Origin of the sequence: Pedobacter miscanthi (assembly GCF_003315595.1) — a bacterium.
Taxonomy (GTDB): domain Bacteria; phylum Bacteroidota; class Bacteroidia; order Sphingobacteriales; family Sphingobacteriaceae; genus Pedobacter; species Pedobacter miscanthi.
The window spans coordinates 25,147-45,229 of the sequence record NZ_QNQU01000029.1; the positions used below are offsets into that span (position 1 = coordinate 25,147).

A 20,083-nucleotide genomic window follows, 5' to 3' on the forward strand; every position below is an offset into this window, starting at 1 on the left:
TATGCTTCAGGAGTACCTTTTATTTAATGATGAATTTCAGGCGGCTGATATTCCGTTTTTAACGGCTGCGAACAGGAGCTTTAAATTTGGAGACGGATTGTTTGAAAGCATGCGTATGATCAATCATAAGCTCCAGTTTGCTGATTTACATGCCGACAGGCTTACGGCAGGGATGAAAGCTTTAAAGATTGATGGACATGCCTTAATGGACGATTATTTTATACGTCAAAAAACTGCCGACCTCGCCAAACGCAACAAATGGAATGGAAATGTCCGTTTCCGTCTTTCGGTTTACAGGGGAGGAGCTGGTGTATATACTCCCGAAATTAATAAGGCCGGTTATGTTTTAGAAGGTATTCCGCTAAAATCATCTGGTTACGAACTTAACAGTAAAGGTTTGATCATCGACGTTTACGACGAAATGACTAAGCCTGTTAATAAACTATCTAATTTTAAAACCGCTAATGCATTACTTTACGTGATGGCGGGGATTTTTAAAAGCCAGAACCGCTTGGATGAAGCCATGATCCTGAATCAATATGGTTTTCTTTGTGAAAGCATCAGTGCCAATGTATTTGTGGTATATAATAAGCAGATTTATACCCCATCGCTGGCCGAAGGTTGTGTAAGCGGGGTAATGCGTACCGCTGTAATGCAATTGTGCAAAATGAATGATCTACCTTTGATTGAAGCACAGATTAACCCTGAAATTTTAAAAGAAGCAGAAGAAGTTTTTATTACGAATGCTACGCAGGGCATACAATGGGTAATGGGCTACGGCCGGAAAAGGTATTTTAATGAAATATCGAAGTTTTTGAGCGAAAAATTAAACGCAGTTTAGTTCACTGGTCATTTGTTAATTGTTTAATTGCTCGATTGTTAAATTGTTAAAGCAAATTGCCGACTGTAAACTGTTTTTATCGTTCGCTGGTTAATTGGTGATTGCTTTATTGTTTCATTTCAGGATTGTTAAATCGTTAAAGCAAATTTTTTTTCAATTCGTTATTTCGAGCGAGCTAACATGTACCGTCATTTCGAGCGAAGTGCAACGAAGTTGAGAAATCTACCTCGAGATAGATCTCTCCGTTTCGCTAGGCTTCAGTCGAGATGACGCCACTTTTTTAGCGCTTATTCTACTCCGGACCTCCAGACGTTGGCCTTCGCACCATTGCGATTAAACAAACGCTAAGCGCCAAACACTCTACGCCAAACGCAACTACAACCTCATTCCCCTTAAAAAATCTTCAATCAACATGCGTTTTTTACCTTCATACTGGATATCTAAAAGTTTGATAAAACCGTCTTTAGCTGCAAATTTTAAATAGGTTTTACCATCTGTTAAGAACCCGCCAGCTGCAATGCCAGGCTCTTTATCTTCAATTTCGGCCTTAAATACCTTTAAAGTTTTATCATTTAGGATGGTAAATGCCGTTGGGTAAGGACTCAAGCCGCGGATTAAATTATGGATTTTTTGTGCAGTATTATTCCAGTCGATTTTACAGTCTTCCTTAAAAATCTTCGGTGCATGTTTTAATTCGCCGCGTTGAGGTTGCGGTTGTTCGTTTACTTCGCCTGCCTCAATGGCATGGAGGGTTTTTACCAGTAAATTTGCGCCAATAACCATCAGTTTATCATGCAAATCGCCTGCGGTTTCATCATCTGCAATAGCAACACTGTCGCTAAGGATAATGTCGCCTGTATCAATTTCCTCTTTAAGGAAAAAAGTAGTTACGCCACTTTCTTTTTCGCCGTTTATAATGGCATGGTTAATTGGCGCCGCACCGCGGTATTGTGGTAGCAGTGAGCCGTGTAAATTAATGGTTCCTTTGGCTGGCATACTCCAAACCACTACCGGTAGCATCCTGAATGCCACTACCACCTGCAGATCGGCCTGGTATGATTTTAATTCCTCAATAAACTCAGGATTTTTTAATTTTTCGGGCTGTAAAACCGGAATCCCTTTTTCTACGGCATATTTTTTTACGGCACTTTCGTTCAGTTTTTGTCCACGGCCTGCTGGCTTATCAGGTGCAGTAACTACTGCAACAACATTAAAATTGGCTTGAACTAAGGCATCTAAAGATGCAACAGCGAAATCGGGCGTACCCATGAAAACTATTTTCATAAAGAAAGTGTTGTGTTTCTAAAATAACGTGGATAGCCGCGTTAAGTTTTGCAAAATAACTAAAAATAAACCCATACTTATAGGCAAAAAATGGTACAAGGCAAAGATGTTGTTAAAGCAAGTGGATTGGTGTATGTAACCGACGGCATGCCTGGGATTTACCGTAAAGGGAAACCGGGTAAATTTTATTACGAGGATAAGGAAGGACATAAAATAACGGAAGAAAAACACCTCGAAAGGATCAAAGCCCTTGTTATTCCCCCGGCCTGGCAGAACGTGTGGATTGCCAATAAACCGAATGCATATCTGCAGGTTACCGGAATTGATGCTGCGGGCAGGAAACAATATAAATACCATAATAAGTGGACAAGCCGCCGGTCGGAAGATAAATATTTCCGCCTGCTGGAATTTGGGAAAGCTTTACCAAATGCAAGGAAAAACCTGGAGAAAGATCTTCGCCGTAAAGATTTTGATGAACGGAAAGTGCTGGCCATTTCGGTTGATGTATTGCAAAAAACACTCATCCGTGTTGGAAACGAGAGTTATAAACAGCTTTATGGTTCATTCGGACTTACCACACTGCGTGATAAACATGTAAAAATTGACGGAAGTAAAATTACCATGGATTTTATAGGTAAAAAGGGCGTTCAGCAAAAATTAGAACTGAATGACCGGTCGCTGGCTAAACTGGTTAAAAAATGCAGAGACATTCCTGGTCAGGAATTATTTCAGTTTTATACCCATGGAAAAGAGCATAAAAGTATAGATTCGGGTAAGATAAACACCTACATTAAAGAAATTACGGGCGATGATTTTACAGCAAAAGATTTCAGGACCTGGGGCGGAACACTCGAAGCTTTGCGCCAGTTTTCTAAATGTAGCGCTGATGAAAATTTTAATTTAAACTCAAAAAAGGCAATCGTAACCGTTTTAGATTGTGTGGCCAAAAAACTGGGAAACACCCGGGCGGTTTGCAAAAGTTCGTACGTGTATCCGCTTTTGTTAACAGCTTACGAGAATGATGAGTTAGGCAAATACATGAAGAAGATGAATAACAATAAAGTAACTGGTAAGCTAGGACTGGCGCACGATGAAAAGGTTTTATTGTCGTTTTTGAAAGCGAATAGTAAGTAATAACAACTCGTCATTTCGACTGTAGTGTAACGAAATGGAGAAATCTATCTCGAGGCAGATCTCTCCGCTCCGCTATGCTCCGGTCGAGATGACGACCAGCTAATAAGTTTTGTTTCAGTGGGGATGAAGACTCTAGCCGTTATTCCTTAGGCGCCTTTTTTATCGGGTGTACAGGCTGTTCTTCCTGCTCGCGCTGTTTTGCCGGATTATTGGTTTTTGGTGCTTTATTCGGTGTACTGTCGTTCTCTTTCCTTACCGTTTTATGATCAACAGGTTCTCTGCCTTTAGGTACTTCTTCTTCGTAATTACTACCTGGTTTATCGCTTTTAACTTTTGGACCGCTCATTTTTTTTAATTATTGAGTGAATAAATTTTGAATGATTGAATGTTGCTAACGCCAAATCAAATCCTTTGCTTAATAACAATTCTTAATCTGTTAAGTTTGAAAAATTGCTTTATCAATCATTCTTTCATTCAAAACTCAATCCTTCTATCATTCAATCAATTTCCCATTCAATTAATCATTTTCTCAATTATTCATTCATTCATTCTTTCATTCAATCATTGAGCCATTCAATCATTAATTATAAAGCAGATATTTCTTACGCATGGTTTTATAGGCACTTAATCCCGGTTCCCAGCTCGCCCTGATTTCGGCTTCGCTTTTTCCATCAATAACCTGTTGCCTGAAGTCGGCCACACCAACCAATCGCTCAATTGTGCCCATTTCTTTGCTTAATTTGGTGTTAAAGAAATCTTCTTTTCTAGGCGATGCCTTATAAAGTTCAATTAACCAGCTGATGTTAACCTGTTTTGATTTAACCAGTTCTGCAGTATCATAATTCCTCAGGTCAAGGCCATAACAAAGCTGATCCTGAAATAAAGGAGTTTCAGACATGCCTTTTATGCTTTTTGGGGTGAAACTGAAATCGAATTTTCCTTTGAGGTATGGGGCACCAACAATAGTAAAAGGGAACATGGTACCACGGCCATGGTTTAAATAAGTACCCTCGAACAAACAGGTAGATGGATAAAGCAAAATAGCTTGCTGTGTGTTTAAGTTCGGAGATGGTTTTACTGGTAAAGTATAGGCCATATCGTGGTTATAATTGGCATTTTTGATAATGGTGATCTTACATTTTACTTTGTCTTTTAACCAGCCCTCACCGTTTAACATCTGTGCATATTCGCCAACGGTTAAACCATGTGCAATAGGAATGGGTTGTACACCAATGCCGGATTTAAATTTGGGATCCAAAATCGGACCGTCTATCAAATAACCATTAGGATTGGGCCGGTCTAAAATCAACAGTGGTTTATTATTTACCGCACAAGCCTCCATCACGTGTTGTAAGGTATTTATGTAGGTGTAAAAACGTACGCCCACATCCTGGATGTCAAAAACCATAATGTCGATATCGGCCAGGTCTTCGGCAGTAGGGGTACTGTGTTTGCCATAAAGTGAGATCGCTTTTATGCCTGTTTTGGTATCTACATCATCGTTAACCGTAACCCCGGCACTTGCATTGCCCCTGAAACCATGTTCAGGACCAAATATTTTCTGAATTTTAATGCCCCGCTTTAGCAGACTATCAACCGAGGTTTGTGTACCGATAACCGATGTAGGATTAACCACCATGCCCACACGTTTTCCTTTTAGCAGTGGCAGGTATTTTTCAGTCTGCTCGGCTCCGGTTTTAAGTTCCGATGGCACTTTGGGCGTCCTGATCAGCAATTTTCTGTTTTCGAGGTTTTTCCCCTTTCCGATTTCCTGTTCCAGTGGTTTTGGCTGTCCGCAGGCTGATAATGCAATTAATCCAGTTAAAGCAAAGCAGATATATTTTTTCATTTTCATTATTATTCTAATCTTCCGGTATGATAACAAAACAATTAAGCTGATATTTTGATTTATGCTATTGATGTTTGCGTATTGTAAGTTGATCGCTGATGTTTAAAGTTGCTTATTTATTTTCGAAAATGCCATTTTTTAAAAGGAATTGAGCATTTTTGTTACTTAACAATTGATTAAATTGAATTTCGAATATTTCATAGCAGGGCGGATAGCCATTAAATCGGAACGTACCTTTTCTAAACTGATCGTGCGCATTGCCATTGCAGGTGTAATGCTGAGTCTGGCTGTTATGATCTTATCCATCGCCATTATTAAAGGGTTTAAAACGGAGATTCAGGATAAGGTGAGGGGATACCTTGGTGATGTACAGATTACGCGGTACGACCTGAATAATTCTTTTGAACATTCGCCCTTTGTATTGGATGCTGAAACGCAGAAAATGCTTAAAAATAACCGCGATATTGAATTTTACTATCCTTTTGCCACAAAACCTGCCATTCTATCAGCGAATAGTGAAATAGAAGGTATTAATTTTAAAGGAGTAGATAAAAGTTATAAGTGGGATTACATTAAACAGCACATCATCAGCGGTACCATAATCGATTTTTCTGACAGTACGGCTGCGATGCAGGAGCTGTTAATTTCGAATTACACCGCAAAACGTTTAAAACTAAAAACGGGTGATGATTTTATCATGTATTTTGTACAAAATCAACTGCGTCCGCGGAAATTTAAAATTGTAGGTATTTACGATATCGGTGTAGAAGATATTGATAAAGGTTTTGTACTGGGCAACCTGAACATTATTAAGCGCTTAAATAACTGGAAACCCGATGAAATAGGTGGTGTCGAAATCAGGATTAAAGACTTTAATAAGCTTAAACCCATTGCCGATAATATTTACGAACATCTGCCGCGTAACCTTCGTTCGTATTCCATTGAGGAAAATTTTCCGAATATTTTTACCTGGTTGGGCCTGCTTGATGTAAATACGAATGTCATCCTGATTTTAATGCTGATTGTGGGGGTAATCAACATGGTAACAGCATTATTGATTATGATTTTGGAGCGTACTAATATGATCGGGATGCTAAAATCTTTTGGGGCCAGCAATTGGAGCATTATGAAGATTTTTCTCTACAATTCGGCTTATCTCGTGGGGATTGGTTTGCTTTTGGGTAATATTTTAGGTGTGGGACTTGGCTTTTTACAGCAATCAACACATATTTTTAAACTTAACCAGGCATCTTACTTTCTGGCTTATGCGCCGATTGAGTTTCATTTTATCGATGTTCTGGCGCTGAACGTTATCACAGTAGTCGTATGTTTGGCGGTTTTGGTTATACCTTCGTTACTCATCAGCAAGGTTTCTCCGTTAAAAGCCATCAGGTTTAAATAACTGATAAAAAAACTTGGGTCACCGGACAGATCAAACCCGGCGCCCAAGCAAACCTAAACCTAAGATTTTCTTAAATATTCCGACGCTTATTAATCGGTTCGTTTTAAAATATATTCGTAACTCAATGTAGCATAAGATACCGCTGGCGGAAAATTAGCTTGTTCCTTAAATCTCCTTTTAAGCGTTAAATCTACACCACTGCTTTTAACATCATATTCGCCGTTCAAAATCCTGTTCCAGTCAAAATCAGCAGTCCAAACGCCTTCAGCTACAAAATTACCTATACCATTATTTAAAGTATAAGTTCCTTTTACCGCCGCTGGTTTTAAATTGCCGCTGGCCGTGATATCAAATTTGCCATCTTTTAAAGTAACTGAAACGGGCGTGATTTCGGGCACCGATTTAACACTACTGGTTACCACCAAAACGCCGGTATAATGGCCATCTGTTATCACATCCACAGTAGTTGATTTTTTACAGCCGAAAGAAAGGCCAATGGCAAGTAAGAGGATATAGATTTGAGCTTTCATACCCCTTAAACGGCGCTCAAATAAAAAACGCTACAACTAAACCGAAATCCACTCTATTCCCTGTGTACTGTGGATAAAATCGGTGCGGGGTTGGAGGTTGAGGTAGGGGTAGGTTACTTTAGAAAGGTAAAGTCCTGTAGGGTGTGCCGGATCCAAAGTTTTGGGTGTTTCGAGACTGATCAGCAGGTTTTCGAATTCATCAACACTTAATTCACCTTTGCCCACTTTTAAAATTTTACCCATTAAAATCCTGATCATTTTACTCAAAAAACGGTTGCTTGCAATATGGAAACGGATGCGGTCGCCTTTACGGTTTACAAACAGGTCGGCTTCCATCACATTACAGATGGTGTGCTCATACTTATTGGGTTGGGTACAAAAAGCCCTGTAATCTTTATAGTTTGGCAATAAATTTACGGCTTCCTTCATTTTATGCAGATTGAGCGCTGGTTCCAGGTAAAAGGAACTCTGGTTGCTTAAAAAAGGATCTTTATAGGTATGGATAAAATAATCGTATTGGCGCTGTACTGCATCAAAACGGGCGTGTGGCAGGCCTTCCATTTTAATAATATCGAAAACAGCTATATTTTGTGGTAAAGCCTTATTTAAGCGGTAAAGCAAGTCGAAATCAAATTCATTTTTAATATCTGCATGGAAAAAAAACTGACTGGCATGTACATGTGCGTCCGTTCTGCCACAACCGATAATCGGGATGGGAAATTTGAAAATCTGGTTCAGCGCTTTTTCAATAACATCTTGCACACTAATGGCACCTGGTTGTTTTTGCCAGCCATTATAATGCTGACCCTGATAAGCGATGTGGAAGAAGTATCTCATTATTTCGCTGCAATTTTACGTAAATTTTAGCAGCCGCAATATTAAAAGCTATTTTTGCACCGTAAATTTTAATTATGGAGTTAAGAAACTGCCCTTGTGGAAGCGGAATGGCTTTTCAGCATTGTTGCCAGCCTTATCATTTAAGAGTGAAAAATGCACCCACTGCTGAAGTATTGATGCGCTCGCGGTATTCGGCCTTTGTTGTAGCCGATGCGGCTTATCTTTACGATACCACGCACAGCAGTAAAAAGAAAAATCATTCTAAAAATGCTTATTTAAATAGTGCAAAAAATACCAAATGGCTAAAACTCGAAATCGTTTTTTCGGATTTTGACGTGGTAGAATTTAAAGCATATTACCTGAATAAAAAGTTCCAGACCGAGGTGCTGCACGAAAAATCTAATTTCAGGTTAGAGGATGGCAAGTGGTACTATGTGGATGGGGATTTTTACGGGTAATTTTAAGTTTATTGGCCTCACACGGATAAAGCCGTCATCCTGAATTTATTTCAGGGTCTATCTTGCAAGAAAGATACTGAAATAAATTCAGCATGACGTCGCGTTGGAATGACGACACGAGGGGAAGTCTATTTATAATTTCTTCGCTTCATTCCAATATATATCCATTTCTGCAAGTGTCATATCGGCAAGGGCTTTTCCGTTTTCTTTGGCTTTGGTTTCAAGGTACTGGAAACGTTTTATAAACTTTTTATTGGTTTTTTCCAGTGCGTTTTCAGGATTGATATTAATAAATCGTGCATAATTGATCAGCGAAAAAAGCACATCACCAAATTCTGATTCGGCTTTTTCAATATCAATAGCCGTGTTATCGGCTACGTTGAATTCGGTTTTAAATTCCTGCAATTCTTCTTCAACCTTTTCCCAAACCTGTTTTTTATCTTCCCAGTCGAAACCCACGCCCCTTGCTTTTTCCTGTATGCGTGCTGCCTTAACCAAGGCGGGTAATGACGAGGGTACACCAGCCAAAACCGATTTGTTGCCTTCTTTCAGCTTAATTTGTTCCCAGTTGCGTTTTACATCTTCCTCGTTCTGCACTTCAACATCGCCATAAATATGCGGATGACGGTTTACCAGTTTATCGCAAACACCATTTAATACATCGGTAATGTTAAAATCGTTCGTTTCGGAAGCAATGCGTGAATAAAATACCAGGTGCATCATCACATCGCCAAGTTCCTTCTTGATTTCGTCTAGATCTCCCTCCAAAATGGCATCGCTTAACTCATAGGTTTCTTCAATGGTTAAATGGCGCAGGGTTTCCATGGTCTGTTTTTTATCCCACGGACATTGTGTGCGCAGTGTATCTAAAACGGTAAGCAGGCGTGTAAAAGCATCGGCTGGGTTATTTGCGGTAGCTGGAATAGGGTTATTTGGCATGTGCTGTTATTGAAGTAAATTATCGGATGCTAAAATACCAAACCCAGGCGATTAAGAAAAGCTGAAAAGGTACCCTGAACCATAAATATTTTGGTCCGGGGCCGGGTTTGTGCAGATCTTCATAGTTAATGCGGTGTTTTGCCGCATAAATATTGGCCGGTAAAATGGCGATGTAAAAAATAATTAATGCTATTCCGGTGTAATAACGCGTACTATCTATGCTTAAGCCAATGGCGAATAAAATTTCGAGTACACCTGTAAAAAGCACAATCTCAACCTTTTTAGGGATAAACAGTGGAATCATGGCCGCCATACTGGTTTTAAACTTAAAGTGCCCGATGGCGGTAAAAAGCAACATTACGCTCATGGCAATATTGCCCGCAAAAATATTTCCTTTATCAAAGGTAGTGTGACCGCCAAAAGCCAATAATGCCACATATACCAGTAACAATACAAATAGAGGTTTCATTAAATTATTTTATCAGGTTAAAGGCAATTAAAATAGTTGCTATAAACAATATCACTAATCCCGATAAAAATATGAAATCTGCTGTTTTTTCTAATGGTTGGCTTGAAGTTTTTGTTCTCCGCATAGCGATAAAAGATAGGATACAACTGGTCATGAAAAACATTACCGCCGCAACTGCAAATTCATCGATCAGGGAACCATCGGTAAGTGCAAGTTTTTTTAAAGAAGTAAGCACAATAAAGCAGATTCCCAGTAAGTTTGCAGATGTGCTTAAAATATGCGGCGATCTGTTTTCGGCCATTTTAATCTTTTTCTTCTAATTTAATCTTTTTAGTAATCCGGTAAACGCGTTTCTTTTTATCGGGTTTGTGTTCTTCGCCCATTAAAATACCCCAGGGTTTAAGGTTATCAACCCTGTCGAATATGATTTTTAACATGGCCAGGTAGGGGATACATAAAAACATGCCCGAAATGCCCCAGATCATTTCGCCAACTACGATGCCGATAAAGGCAAACAAGGCATTAATTTTTACTTTAGAACCTACTACCAACGGCATTAAAACGTTTCCATCAACAGCATGAACACCTACAAAAGCAATTAAAACCAGTAATACTTTGCCTGCACCAGCGGTTGCAAAAGTGATTAAACAGCTTACCAATAACGCGAAGAAAATCCCTAAATATGGTACAACATTAAATATTCCGGCCACCAAACCCAATAATACAGAATATTTAACCCCTAAAAGACTCAATACGGTGATCATCAATACAGTAACAATCAACATCTGGAGAAATAATCCGATGATGTATTTTTTAATGATATACTGGATCTGGCTAACAATTTCACTTACTTTTTCTTTGTGTTCTTCTCTAAAAACAGAGGTTAAGAATGTGAATAATACCCTGCGGTAATTTAAAATAAAGAAGGTAAATAATAAGGTAAAACCCAAAAACAAGAGGGTAGAAGACAAGGTTGCCAGGGTTGTCGCCACAATTGCGGCACTGGTTGCCAATGCTTTTTCGGTACTATCATTTAAATAATCGAGCTGTTTTTGCGAGTTTACACCAAAAGTATGCGAAATCCATTTCTGGAGTTCGTGGTATGAAACATTGGCTTTTTCTTTCAATAAAGGCCAGTCTGCCCATAAATCGCTCAACTGGTTGCCAAAAAAGTAAATAATACCACCAATTACTGCGATCATCAGGATTACAGATGCCAGGGTAGATAAACTTCTTTTAAATTTTAATCTGTGTTCCAGAAAATTACCAACCGGTAACAACAAAATTGCCATTAAAAAAGAGAACAGCAGTGGCGCTAATAACGATTGGCCTAAAATGGCAATGTAGGTTAGGCTGATTAAACAGAAAAGGACCAATGCAAGTTTGGGTAGAAATGATAGTTTGTCTTTCATAAATTTTAAATCCTGTTTAATACAAAATGCCCGAGTAATTGTTTCATTAATCGGGCATTTAAATATAAGGGATTATTTTTTTAATAACTGCTTGCCTGATCTAAAATTGAAATATCTTCAGGCGAAAGTTTTAAGTTTGCTGCATCCGTGAATGATTTTAACTGGCTTAAATCGGTAACGCTGGCAATTGGCGCAGTAACTGATGGGCGATTAATCAACCACGCCAAAGCTACCGAGGCTGGTGCCACATGGTGTTGGTCTGAAACCTGATCCAAGGCTTTTAAAATCCTGAAACCACGTTCATTCAGGAATTTTTTAACGCCACCACCACGCTGACTTTTGTTCAGATCATCTTCACTGCGGTATTTGCCGGTTAAAAAGCCACTTGCCAAAGAATAATAGGTTACAACACCCAGGCCATGTTCCAGGCAGATTTTTTCGTGTTCCCGCTCAAATTCTTCTCTGTCGTAAAGGTTGTACCCCGGCTGATAAACTTCGTAACGGGGCAGGTTATGTTCGGTAGAATAAAGCAAGGATTCTTTTAAACGATTGGCCGAAAAATTAGATGCACCGATCCAGCGTACTTTTCCCGCCTTGATCAAGGTTTCGTAAGCACCAAGGGTTTCTTCCACCGGAATACTTTCATCATCAAAATGCGAAAAATAAAGATCGATATAATCGGTTTGTAAGCGTGATAAAGAATGCTCTACCTGGTTAATGATATAGTCCTTTTTTAACGATTTGCCCTGACCCATATCCGAACCTACTTTTGTGGCAATAATTACATCGTGGCGTTTATTGTGATTTTTTAGCCAGTTGCCGATAATCGTTTCCGATTCGCCACCTTTATTGCCGGGTACCCAGCGCGAATACACATCGGCGGTATCGATAAAGTTGAATCCACTTTCAACAAATTGGTTTAATATTTCAAATGATTTTTGCTCGTCTATTGTCCAGCCTAAAACATTTCCTCCAAATACAATGGGCGCAATATTTAAATCGGTTTTTCCTAAGGTTCTTTTTTCCATGATACGAATGTTAATGTTGTGTTAACAAATTTTAGGTGGCAGTGGTTTTGGCAGGCAGTCTGAATTATGTCAGGATATCGGAGGTTTTAATAGCAAAGCACACGGAGAGAGAGTGCTGAGGGCATGCAGGTGGGCGGCTATTTATTCTTAATTTCCTATGAAATTTTATCTTCGGACATCGGACCTCCGACACCGGACGCGCTTAACCACAAAGGCACGAAGACACAAAGAAAGTTTTTTTGTAATTTACCTTCGGACTTTCGGACCTCCGACATCGGACTCGTTTAACCACAAAGGCACGAAGGCACAAAGAGCGTTTTTTACAATTTTATCTTCCGACTTTCGTACCTCCGACATCGGACTCGTTTAACCACAAAGGTACTAGGACACAAAGAGCGTTTTTTTTGGAATTTATCTTCGGACTTTCGGACCTCCGACCCCGGACTCATTTAACCACAAAGGCACGAAGGCACAAAGAGCGTTTTTTACAATTTTATCTTCCGACTTTCGGACCTCCGACATCGGACTCGTTTAACCACAAAGGCACGAAGCCACAAAGAGCGTTTTTTGAAATTTTATCTTCGGATTTTCGGACCTCCGACCCCGGACTTTTCCATCATCCATCTTACATTTTCCATCCTTTACATCTCTTTAACTGCTCTAAGCATTTCCCTTTTTCCTGGTGCGCCTGGTAATTTTTCGATGGTAAATCCAGAAGCTTTAACTGCTCTTTTCAATTTTCCGGTAATGGCATAAGTAACGAATGTTCCACCGGGTTTTAAGAAACTGCAGGCCTGTGCAATGATTTCATCGCTCCACATTTCGGGCTGGTGCTGAACGGAGAAGGCATCATAATAAATCACATCAAATTTTTGGTTGGTTTGGTATTCGGCCAGGGTAGTATGCGGGATTTCCAATGTACAAAGTGGCGTGAGTTTTTGGGGAGCTTTTAGGGCATCGGGATAGCTGGAGATAAAATCAGACCAGATCTCTTCCGGAACATAAGCCGAATAACCGGTTTGTTCAATCACTTCGCTGGTAAGCGGAAAAGCTTCTATACTCGTATAATTGAGTTTAATGTTATTCGCCTGGCAATATTCGAAGCTCAGAATAAAGTTTAATCCGGTACCAAAACCCACTTCTAAAATGGAAATTTCTGACCGGTCAGCCGAGGCAAATTTTAAGCCTGCATCAATAAATACGTGTTTACTCTCCTGTAATGCGCCATGTTTACTGTGGTAGTGTTCGCCAATGGTTTCATTATAAAGTGTATTCGAACCATCAGCAGTTGGGGTAATAATATTCATGGGCCAGGGTTTTATTGATTTTTTTGCTACAAATATAGGAACAGGATTGGTAGGATTTTTAAATAGGATTAATAAGATTAAATAGGATTAATAAGATTTTAGGATTTCAGGATCATGATTCATCCCGATACTTTTATCTTGAATCTTGATACTTGAATCCTGATACTTGTGCTTTAGTTTTTCAGCTTTAGTCTTTCTCCTTTTACTTTTGGTCTTTAAATTTTTAGCTTTTATCTTTGGTATTTAAGCTTTAACCTTTAGTCTTACATTAAACCCTAAACATGGATATCGAATCTTTCAGAGAATATTGTTTGAGTTTGCCCGGTACTACCGAAGGCATGAAATGGGAACATTTGTGTTTTATGATTGAGGAAAAGATTTATGTAATTATCGCTATTGATGAGGGTAATAGTTTTTCGATCAAGTGTAATCCCGATGAATTTGAGGAGCTTGCAGCCCGGGATGGGATAGCGCAGGCTTATCACATGGCTAAAAGGCAGTGGATTCAGATTGAAAATTTAGATGTATTAAATGATAAGGAATTGAAAAGCAGGGTGGCCGATTCCAGGGCAATGGTTTTAGCTAAGCTACCTAAGAAAACACAGGCAAAGTATGCTTAGGTTTTATACCAGTTTCTTTAATGCCATGATATAGCCTATGTGCATACCCTCATGAAAAGGCACAAAGTTTATGGCGTCCTCTATTGAGTTTAGTTTCATGCCGTAGCGCTTATCCCATGGATCAAATTGTTTAAAAATCCCACTTGTATAATCTGATGCTAAGCGGTCGATACTGCTTAATAGTATGTCGAAAATCGAATTAATTTCTTCTTTGCCAATAAAATGACCTGGCTTTGTTCCGCTTAAAAATGGAGTGAAGTATTCTGATTCAACTGTTACCGGTAAACCTGATCGTACGTAACAAAGGTTTTGCTGTGCTGCGGTGAGGTGCGCAATATTCCAGATGATGTTGTTATTAAAACCTTTGGGTATTTTATTTAACTGTTCGGTATTTAAATCTTTTACGAGTTCTATAATGAAAGCCCTGGTGTTTTTGATCTGTGTAATGGTGGCTAAGGTATCAGGCATTTAAATTATTGTTTCGGCGCTTGCTTTTTCATTTCTTCCTCATTCTTAAACTCTTTCGACTTCATGATGTTAAATTTGTACATATCTTCTGTATTAACCAGTTTTCGCGTACATTTTTCAATATCGGTACCTTCCTGCCATAAATACGGGCGGAAGCTATAAGTTTTAGAACCATCTAAATTGCCGATAAACTGGCTCCAGGTACTCCATCGTAAGCCTTTGTAAAATTTAGAAAGATCACTATCGAAGCAGAAAACGAGAAACTCGCCATAACCTGCACCCAATGGTTGCCAGGTTAAACTGTTCGGTTCGAGGTAGTATACATTTTTAATATCTTTACCCAAACCACCATAATTAATGGCAAAAAAACCACCAACTGCATCGTCGGCAATTAACAGATAAGGCATATTATCACCATACTCATCAAGCGTTTTGCCTTTATTCCATTCGGCAACGTTGCGGTTCAATTTTTCACTGCCTGATCCTAAAATCCTGATCCAGCCATTATCAACCAGGATGCCCCCGGTGTTGTAGATTACTGAGCCTAATGTGGCATAAGTGGTAGTTTGTGTGTTATAAAGCACTTCTTTGGCTTTTGCCGAATCAACAGGTAAAACTTCCACCTTGTTTTTGGCAGAATCGATCCATTTTTTTACCAATGGCCAGGCTGGGTCGGTTTTGTTGATTAAGGCCTCAAGACCGATTAATTTATTTTCCTGAGCAAAACCTGTTAACGAAAATAAAGTTAAACCCAGGATAGAAAATGTTTTAAGTACACTGTTCATAAAATATTTATGTTTTTTCAAAGATAGAATGATAATTAAGAATTGCCGAAAGGAGTTAAATTAAATTTTGGTAAATGTTGAATTTGATTTTATGAATGGTTCGTGGCGACACGAACTAAGGCGAATAAAGGTTTAAACTTTAGCATTGTTAGATGGTAACATCTGACACCACAATAATAAAAAAAAAACGTCCCGAAAATATCGGGACGCTTGCAATATAGGGATGATATAAAAAAAATGATTTTAAATGATTGAGGGAAAAACCTTAAACCTTCCACCTTTTAACCTTCTACCTTATCCTACCACATTCTAATCCTATCCTCTGGTTTTTTATACAATTTATCACCAGGTTTAACATCAAATGCATTGTACCAGGCATCCATATTTACAGGGGCACCAATGGTACGGTATGGACCAGGAGAGTGCGGATCGGTTTTAATTAACTGAGCCGCACTTTCTGGTAAAATATTGCCTCTCCAAACTTGTGCCCAGGCTAAGAAGAAACGCTGATCTGGCGTAAAACCGTCAATTTTCTCATTGCTCTGGCCTTGTTTAGTCATTTTGAAAGCGGTATAAGCCGCATTTAGTCCACCTAAATCACCAATATTTTCGCCCATGGTTAATTTACCGATCACATGTACGGTATCTAATACGGTATAAGCATCAAACTGCTCACCCAAAGCTTTGGTTTTAGCATCAAATTTAGCTTTGTCTTCTGCTGTCCACCAGTTTTTTAAGTTACCGGCAGCATCGTACTGGCTTCCGCTATCATCAAAACCATGGCTCATTTCGTGACCGATTACGGCACCGATACCACCATAATTTACCGCATCATCAGCATTTGGATCGAAGAAAGGGAACTGTAAAATACCAGCAGGGAAAACAATTTCGTTTAAAGTTGGGCTGTAATAAGCATTAACTGTTGGTGGCGTCATTCCAAAACGTTTACGGTCAACAGGTTTACCCAATTGATCAACCATTTCGTTGTAACCCCAAACACTTGCATTGCGTAGGTTTTGGAAATATGTGCCTTTATTGATCGTTAAACCATCATAGTTTTTCCATTTTTCAGGATAACCCACTTTGGGAGTAAATGCATGTAATTTAGCCAAAGCTTTTTGTTTGGTTTCAGGACTCATCCATTCTAAACCATTAATTCTGATTTCGAATGCTTTGCGCAGGTTCACAATCATTTGGTTCATACGCTCTTTCGCTTCAGGCTTGAAATATTTAGCCACATAAAGCTGACCCAATAATTCACCAATGGTGCCATCAGTTAAAGATGACATGCGCTGCCAGCGTGGCGTTTGTACCTTCTGACCGGTTTGAGCCTGTGTGAAAGCAAAACTTGCCTTAACAAAAGGTGAACTTAAACTTGATGCCGAACCTTTTAAAATATTCCACTCTAAATAAGTTTTCCAGTCTTCAACCGGAACCGATTTCAACATGCCGTCGAAACTCGCCATAAATTTAGGCGAAGAAACCAAAACAGTATCCTGGTTTTTAATCTTGAATTTCGGTAAATAAGTTGTCCAGTTAATATCCGGTGTTTTTTTGTTCAGCTCTGCAACGGTTAATTTGTTGTAGGTTGCGTAAGGATCACGCATTTCTAAACGGCTCATTTGCGCTTCTGCAAACTGTTTTTCAATTTTATAAACCGTAGCCGCTTTTTGTTTAGCCTCTTCAGCTGTACTTCCTGTTAAGGTAAACAGGGTAATCATGTAAGTATTGTATGCTTCGCGGATTTTAACACTGCGGGCATCATCTTTCAGATAATAATCGCGGTCGGGTAGGGTTGTGCCTCCCTGACCAATGTTAACCATGTATTTGTTTACGTTTTTACGGTCCTGGCCAACACCTAAACCGAACATTCCGCCTCCTAAACCATTGGTTCTCATGTAAGCTACCTGGTCTAAAACACCCGGGATATCTTTAATCTGTTTTACTTTAGCTAAATCGGCTTTTATTGGCGTATAACCTAATTTTTCGATGGTTGCGCTATCCATTGCAGCCGTGTAAAAATCGCCAACCCTGCGCTTTACCGAACCGGCAGGAGCTGATTTGTCTGCGGCAGCATCTTCTACCAGGGATTTTACTGCATTGATATTGAAATCGCGAAGTTCGTTAAACGAACCCCAACGGGTTTCTTTTGCAGGAACAGGATTGTTTTTTACCCACGTACCACTTGCGTAGGTGTAGAAATCATCGCCTGGCTTAACGGATAAATCCATATTGGCAGGATCGATAAATTTTTTTGTTTGTGCATTTGCAGAAAAGCCAGCAGCAACTATACCCAGTGCCGCAAAATATCTTTTCAAGTTTTGGTATTTCATTCGCTTAATAAGTTAGTATTATGATGCGAAATTTATGAAATACAAATCAATACTGATGCAATATATTAATAATATTACTTGTTAAACCAGTAGTAGATTTTTGCTAAGCCGAGCCGTCTGATCAGTTCGGATGCCGAAAATGGTACTTTAATAGATTTCATAATTTTAAATCTTTTATACACTATTAACATTTTTTAACAAAATATATTGTGTGCAGGTAAAAAATATTGCTATTAAGAATGATTCGGGATAAAGCATTTTATTTTCCATAAATTTGAAACACTTATCCAAACCTGGCAGGTTTTTGAAACCTACAAGGTTTATGGATAACTAATAAATAATGTTTTAGCATATAACATAATGAGTCACTCCCACGATAAAGAAGATAGCTGTTGCAGTAGTAAAGCGCATTCCGCACCAAAACATAACCACGATCACGGGCATTCGCATGATGATGGCGATGATCACGACCACGATCATGGAGGAGATCCATCTGCATTTAAAACCTATCTGCCTGCCATTATAACACTGGCTATGCTTTTAATCGGGATAGCTTTTGATAATCTTTTTAAAGTTCCTGCATTTCAAATCATCAGGCCTTACTGGTACATCGTAGCTTATCTGCCTGTAGGCATTCCGGTTTTACGCGAGGTTTGGGAGACTTTTAAGGCAAAAGATTTTTTTACCGAGTTTTCCCTGATGTCTATCGCTACCATTGGTGCTTTTGCCATTGGTCAATACCCTGAAGGCGTAACCGTAATGCTTTTTTACACCATTGGAGAGCTTTTTCAAATGGCAGCTGTAAACCGGGCAAAAGGAAACATTAAAGCGCTGCTCGATGTGCGTGCCGATGTGGCTCATGTACTTCGCAACGGAAAATATGAGGATGTTAATCCCGAAAAAGTAGAAGTTGGCGAAACCATACAGGTTAAAGCCGGAGAGAAAATTCCGTTGGATGGCGAATTGATCAGTGATAAAAGCAGTTTCAATACAGCCGCATTAACAGGTGAAAGTAAACCCCGAACCATTAATAAGGGTGAAGCCATTTTGGCCGGAATGCTTAATCTGGATAAAGTAATCGAAGTAAAAGTAAGCAAAGCTTTTGCCGATAGTGCTTTATCGCGCATATTGGAAATGGTTCAGAATGCCACTACACGTAAAGCCAAAACAGAACTTTTTATCCGCAAGTTTGCAAAGGTTTATACCCCGATTGTTTTTTTTCTGGCTCTGGCGCTGGTTACCATTCCTATTTTGGTTTTAGGCAAGGAATATCACTTCCAAACCTGGTTATACCGTTCTTTGGTTTTCTTAGTAATTTCTTGTCCCTGTGCTTTGGTTATTTCCATTCCCCTGGGTTATTTCGGTGGCATAGGTGCAGCATCTGCGAATGGTATTTTATTTAAAGGTTCTAATTTTCTCGATCTCATTACCAAACTCAATACCGTGGTAATGGATAAAACAGGTACTTTAACAAAAGGTGTTTTTAATGTGCAGAAAGTAGAGAGCAGCATTGATGAAAAGGAATTTTTGAACTTGTTAACCGCTGTCGAAGCTAAATCAACACATCCCATCGCCAAAGCCATTGTAGAACATGCAGGCGATAAGGAAATCCATCCGGCTGAAAATATTGAAGAGATAGCGGGAATGGGTTTAAAAGGATACGTAAATGGTAAAGAGGTACTGGCAGGCAATGTTAAACTGCTCGAAAAATTCAACATCAGCTTTGATGCTAAAATCAAAGATATTGAAGAAAGTATAGTGGTTGTGGCTGTAGATCAGCAATATGTGGGCTATGTTTTAATTGCGGATGAAGTAAAAGAGGATTCCGCCCAAGCTGTAAAACAATTGCATGAAAACGGAATTAAACAGGTGGTAATGCTGAGTGGTGATAAATCATCCATTGTTAAAAAGGTAGCTGCAAGTTTAGGTATTGATACTTACTATGGTGATTTACTGCCCGAAGATAAAGTTGCCAGACTCGAAGAAATTAAAAACAATAAAACTAGAGTGGTAGCCTTTGTTGGCGACGGCATTAACGATACCCCGGTATTGGCCATTAGCGATATTGGTATAGCCATGGGGGCAATGGGAAGCGACGCCGCCATCGAAACGGCCGATGTGGTTATCCAAACCGATCAGCCTTCAAAAATTGCCGTGGCGATTAAAATCGGTAAGGCCACCAAAAATGTAGTGATCCAGAATATTGTATTGGCCTTTGCTGTTAAAGCACTGGTTTTAATTTTGGGCGCGGGCGGTATTGCAACGATGTGGGAAGCTGTTTTCGCTGATGTTGGCGTGGCACTTCTGGCCATTTTAAATGCGGTAAGGATACAGAAAATGAAGTTTTTTTGATCGGTTAATCGTTTAAATTGGTTAATCGGTTAACT

General features: G+C 39.3%; 20 protein-coding genes. 7 read left to right on the top strand and 13 right to left on the bottom strand.

Translation table 11 applies throughout. The features are described 5' to 3' along the window. Window position 1 precedes the first annotated feature (1 nt). Window positions 2-841: an aminotransferase class IV gene (locus DRW42_RS24625; protein ID WP_113951534.1), complete on the top strand. Its 840-nt coding sequence runs from the start codon at window positions 2-4 to the stop codon at window positions 839-841. A 375-nt stretch (window positions 842-1,216) separates the two neighbouring features. Here the strand turns inward: DRW42_RS24625 and fmt are convergent, their stop codons facing one another. After that, on the bottom strand, window positions 1,217-2,125 hold the full coding sequence (gene fmt, locus DRW42_RS24630; RefSeq protein ID WP_113951535.1) for a methionyl-tRNA formyltransferase: 909 nt from the start codon (window positions 2,123-2,125) through the stop codon (window positions 1,217-1,219). Window positions 2,126-2,215: 90 nt separating this feature from the next. Between fmt and DRW42_RS24635 the strand changes: the two genes are divergently transcribed. After that, a complete protein-coding gene (locus DRW42_RS24635) occupies window positions 2,216-3,259 on the top strand; it encodes a DNA topoisomerase IB (protein ID WP_113951536.1) in 1,044 nt (347 codons plus the stop codon). A gap of 139 nt (window positions 3,260-3,398) precedes the next feature. Here the strand turns inward: DRW42_RS24635 and DRW42_RS24640 are convergent, their stop codons facing one another. Together DRW42_RS24640 and DRW42_RS24645 are read right to left on the bottom strand one after the other, a co-directional pair. Further along, window positions 3,399-3,605 carry a hypothetical protein gene (locus DRW42_RS24640; protein WP_113951537.1) on the bottom strand — a complete coding sequence of 69 codons (207 nt, stop codon included), beginning with the start codon at window positions 3,603-3,605 and terminating at the stop codon, window positions 3,399-3,401. A 234-nt stretch (window positions 3,606-3,839) separates the two neighbouring features. Then, window positions 3,840-5,108 (bottom strand): exo-beta-N-acetylmuramidase NamZ family protein, encoded by a 1,269-nt coding sequence (locus DRW42_RS24645; protein ID WP_113951579.1) that lies wholly within the window; start codon window positions 5,106-5,108, stop codon window positions 3,840-3,842. Window positions 5,109-5,280: 172 nt separating this feature from the next. On the opposite strand from DRW42_RS24645, the gene DRW42_RS24650 reads away from it, so the two are divergent. Continuing rightward, the gene (locus DRW42_RS24650) at window positions 5,281-6,510 is read left to right on the top strand and encodes an ABC transporter permease (protein WP_341866240.1); all 1,230 of its coding nucleotides are present in this window, start codon (window positions 5,281-5,283) and stop codon (window positions 6,508-6,510) included. Between the two features lie 89 nt (window positions 6,511-6,599). Here DRW42_RS24650 and DRW42_RS24655 read toward each other — a convergent pair whose 3' ends face one another. Together DRW42_RS24655 and truA are read right to left on the bottom strand one after the other, a co-directional pair. Continuing rightward, window positions 6,600-7,040: a hypothetical protein gene (locus DRW42_RS24655; RefSeq protein ID WP_113951539.1), complete on the bottom strand. Its 441-nt coding sequence runs from the start codon at window positions 7,038-7,040 to the stop codon at window positions 6,600-6,602. Window positions 7,041-7,076: 36 nt separating this feature from the next. Further along, entirely contained in the window at window positions 7,077-7,877 is an 801-nt protein-coding gene (gene truA, locus DRW42_RS24660; RefSeq protein ID WP_113951540.1) for a tRNA pseudouridine(38-40) synthase TruA, read from the bottom strand. 74 nt (window positions 7,878-7,951) lie between these two features. Between truA and DRW42_RS24665 the strand changes: the two genes are divergently transcribed. Next, window positions 7,952-8,335 (top strand): YchJ family protein, encoded by a 384-nt coding sequence (locus tag DRW42_RS24665; RefSeq protein ID WP_113951541.1) that lies wholly within the window; start codon window positions 7,952-7,954, stop codon window positions 8,333-8,335. Between the two features lie 132 nt (window positions 8,336-8,467). Here DRW42_RS24665 and mazG read toward each other — a convergent pair whose 3' ends face one another. Together mazG and DRW42_RS24675 are read right to left on the bottom strand one after the other, a co-directional pair. Then, window positions 8,468-9,274 carry a nucleoside triphosphate pyrophosphohydrolase gene (gene mazG / locus DRW42_RS24670; protein WP_113951542.1) on the bottom strand — a complete coding sequence of 269 codons (807 nt, stop codon included), beginning with the start codon at window positions 9,272-9,274 and terminating at the stop codon, window positions 8,468-8,470. A 19-nt stretch (window positions 9,275-9,293) separates the two neighbouring features. After that, on the bottom strand, window positions 9,294-9,743 hold the full coding sequence (locus DRW42_RS24675) for a DoxX family protein (protein WP_113951543.1): 450 nt from the start codon (window positions 9,741-9,743) through the stop codon (window positions 9,294-9,296). A gap of 71 nt (window positions 9,744-9,814) precedes the next feature. Between DRW42_RS24675 and DRW42_RS28890 the strand changes: the two genes are divergently transcribed. Next, window positions 9,815-10,063 carry a hypothetical protein gene (locus DRW42_RS28890; RefSeq protein WP_158544397.1) on the top strand — a complete coding sequence of 83 codons (249 nt, stop codon included), beginning with the start codon at window positions 9,815-9,817 and terminating at the stop codon, window positions 10,061-10,063. Here DRW42_RS28890 and DRW42_RS24685 read toward each other — a convergent pair. From DRW42_RS24685 to mnmC2, 3 genes are all read right to left on the bottom strand, one after another. Continuing rightward, entirely contained in the window at window positions 10,046-11,155 is a 1,110-nt protein-coding gene (locus DRW42_RS24685) for an AI-2E family transporter (protein ID WP_113951545.1), read from the bottom strand. The two genes, DRW42_RS28890 and DRW42_RS24685, sit on opposite strands and share 18 nt — an antisense overlap. Before the next feature lie 80 nt (window positions 11,156-11,235). Further along, window positions 11,236-12,183, bottom strand: coding sequence for an aldo/keto reductase (locus DRW42_RS24690; protein ID WP_113951546.1), 948 nt, complete (start codon window positions 12,181-12,183; stop codon window positions 11,236-11,238). A 641-nt stretch (window positions 12,184-12,824) separates the two neighbouring features. Next, window positions 12,825-13,490, bottom strand: coding sequence for a tRNA (5-methylaminomethyl-2-thiouridine)(34)-methyltransferase MnmC2 (gene mnmC2 / locus DRW42_RS24695; protein WP_113951547.1), 666 nt, complete (start codon window positions 13,488-13,490; stop codon window positions 12,825-12,827). A 281-nt stretch (window positions 13,491-13,771) separates the two neighbouring features. On the opposite strand from mnmC2, the gene DRW42_RS24700 reads away from it, so the two are divergent. After that, window positions 13,772-14,110 (top strand): MmcQ/YjbR family DNA-binding protein, encoded by a 339-nt coding sequence (locus DRW42_RS24700; protein ID WP_113951548.1) that lies wholly within the window; start codon window positions 13,772-13,774, stop codon window positions 14,108-14,110. A gap of 3 nt (window positions 14,111-14,113) precedes the next feature. Here the strand turns inward: DRW42_RS24700 and DRW42_RS24705 are convergent, their stop codons facing one another. The 3 genes from DRW42_RS24705 to DRW42_RS24715 form a co-directional block, all read right to left on the bottom strand. After that, complete coding sequence (locus tag DRW42_RS24705; RefSeq protein WP_113951549.1) at window positions 14,114-14,578, bottom strand: DinB family protein; 465 nt, start codon at window positions 14,576-14,578, stop codon at window positions 14,114-14,116. 5 nt (window positions 14,579-14,583) lie between these two features. Beyond that, a complete protein-coding gene (locus tag DRW42_RS24710; RefSeq protein ID WP_113951550.1) occupies window positions 14,584-15,363 on the bottom strand; it encodes a DUF2625 family protein in 780 nt (259 codons plus the stop codon). 299 nt (window positions 15,364-15,662) lie between these two features. Beyond that, entirely contained in the window at window positions 15,663-17,696 is a 2,034-nt protein-coding gene (locus DRW42_RS24715; RefSeq protein WP_113951551.1) for a M13 family metallopeptidase, read from the bottom strand. A 360-nt stretch (window positions 17,697-18,056) separates the two neighbouring features. On the opposite strand from DRW42_RS24715, the gene DRW42_RS24720 reads away from it, so the two are divergent. Then, window positions 18,057-20,048, top strand: a complete 1,992-nt coding sequence (locus DRW42_RS24720; protein ID WP_113951552.1) for a heavy metal translocating P-type ATPase — start codon at window positions 18,057-18,059, stop codon at window positions 20,046-20,048. The last annotated feature ends 35 nt before the right edge of the window (window positions 20,049-20,083 follow it).

What these genes read in the sequence shown, in the direction of transcription:
- DRW42_RS24625 (WP_113951534.1), top strand. Translation starts at nt 2, where the DNA reads ATGCTTCAGGAGTACCTTTTATTTAATGATGAATTTCAGGCGGCTGAT.
- fmt (WP_113951535.1), bottom strand. Translation starts at nt 2,125, where the DNA reads ATGAAAATAGTTTTCATGGGTACGCCCGATTTCGCTGTTGCATCTTTA.
- DRW42_RS24635 (WP_113951536.1), top strand. Translation starts at nt 2,216, where the DNA reads ATGGTACAAGGCAAAGATGTTGTTAAAGCAAGTGGATTGGTGTATGTA.
- DRW42_RS24640 (WP_113951537.1), bottom strand. Translation starts at nt 3,605, where the DNA reads ATGAGCGGTCCAAAAGTTAAAAGCGATAAACCAGGTAGTAATTACGAA.
- DRW42_RS24645 (WP_113951579.1), bottom strand. Translation starts at nt 5,108, where the DNA reads ATGAAAAAATATATCTGCTTTGCTTTAACTGGATTAATTGCATTATCA.
- DRW42_RS24655 (WP_113951539.1), bottom strand. Translation starts at nt 7,040, where the DNA reads ATGAAAGCTCAAATCTATATCCTCTTACTTGCCATTGGCCTTTCTTTC.
- truA (WP_113951540.1), bottom strand. Translation starts at nt 7,877, where the DNA reads ATGAGATACTTCTTCCACATCGCTTATCAGGGTCAGCATTATAATGGC.
- DRW42_RS24665 (WP_113951541.1), top strand. Translation starts at nt 7,952, where the DNA reads ATGGAGTTAAGAAACTGCCCTTGTGGAAGCGGAATGGCTTTTCAGCAT.
- mazG (WP_113951542.1), bottom strand. Translation starts at nt 9,274, where the DNA reads ATGCCAAATAACCCTATTCCAGCTACCGCAAATAACCCAGCCGATGCT.
- DRW42_RS24675 (WP_113951543.1), bottom strand. Translation starts at nt 9,743, where the DNA reads ATGAAACCTCTATTTGTATTGTTACTGGTATATGTGGCATTATTGGCT.
- DRW42_RS28890 (WP_158544397.1), top strand. Translation starts at nt 9,815, where the DNA reads ATGAAATCTGCTGTTTTTTCTAATGGTTGGCTTGAAGTTTTTGTTCTC.
- DRW42_RS24685 (WP_113951545.1), bottom strand. Translation starts at nt 11,155, where the DNA reads ATGAAAGACAAACTATCATTTCTACCCAAACTTGCATTGGTCCTTTTC.
- DRW42_RS24690 (WP_113951546.1), bottom strand. Translation starts at nt 12,183, where the DNA reads ATGGAAAAAAGAACCTTAGGAAAAACCGATTTAAATATTGCGCCCATT.
- mnmC2 (WP_113951547.1), bottom strand. Translation starts at nt 13,490, where the DNA reads ATGAATATTATTACCCCAACTGCTGATGGTTCGAATACACTTTATAAT.
- DRW42_RS24700 (WP_113951548.1), top strand. Translation starts at nt 13,772, where the DNA reads ATGGATATCGAATCTTTCAGAGAATATTGTTTGAGTTTGCCCGGTACT.
- DRW42_RS24705 (WP_113951549.1), bottom strand. Translation starts at nt 14,578, where the DNA reads ATGCCTGATACCTTAGCCACCATTACACAGATCAAAAACACCAGGGCT.
- DRW42_RS24710 (WP_113951550.1), bottom strand. Translation starts at nt 15,363, where the DNA reads ATGAACAGTGTACTTAAAACATTTTCTATCCTGGGTTTAACTTTATTT.
- DRW42_RS24715 (WP_113951551.1), bottom strand. Translation starts at nt 17,696, where the DNA reads ATGAAATACCAAAACTTGAAAAGATATTTTGCGGCACTGGGTATAGTT.
- DRW42_RS24720 (WP_113951552.1), top strand. Translation starts at nt 18,057, where the DNA reads ATGAGTCACTCCCACGATAAAGAAGATAGCTGTTGCAGTAGTAAAGCG.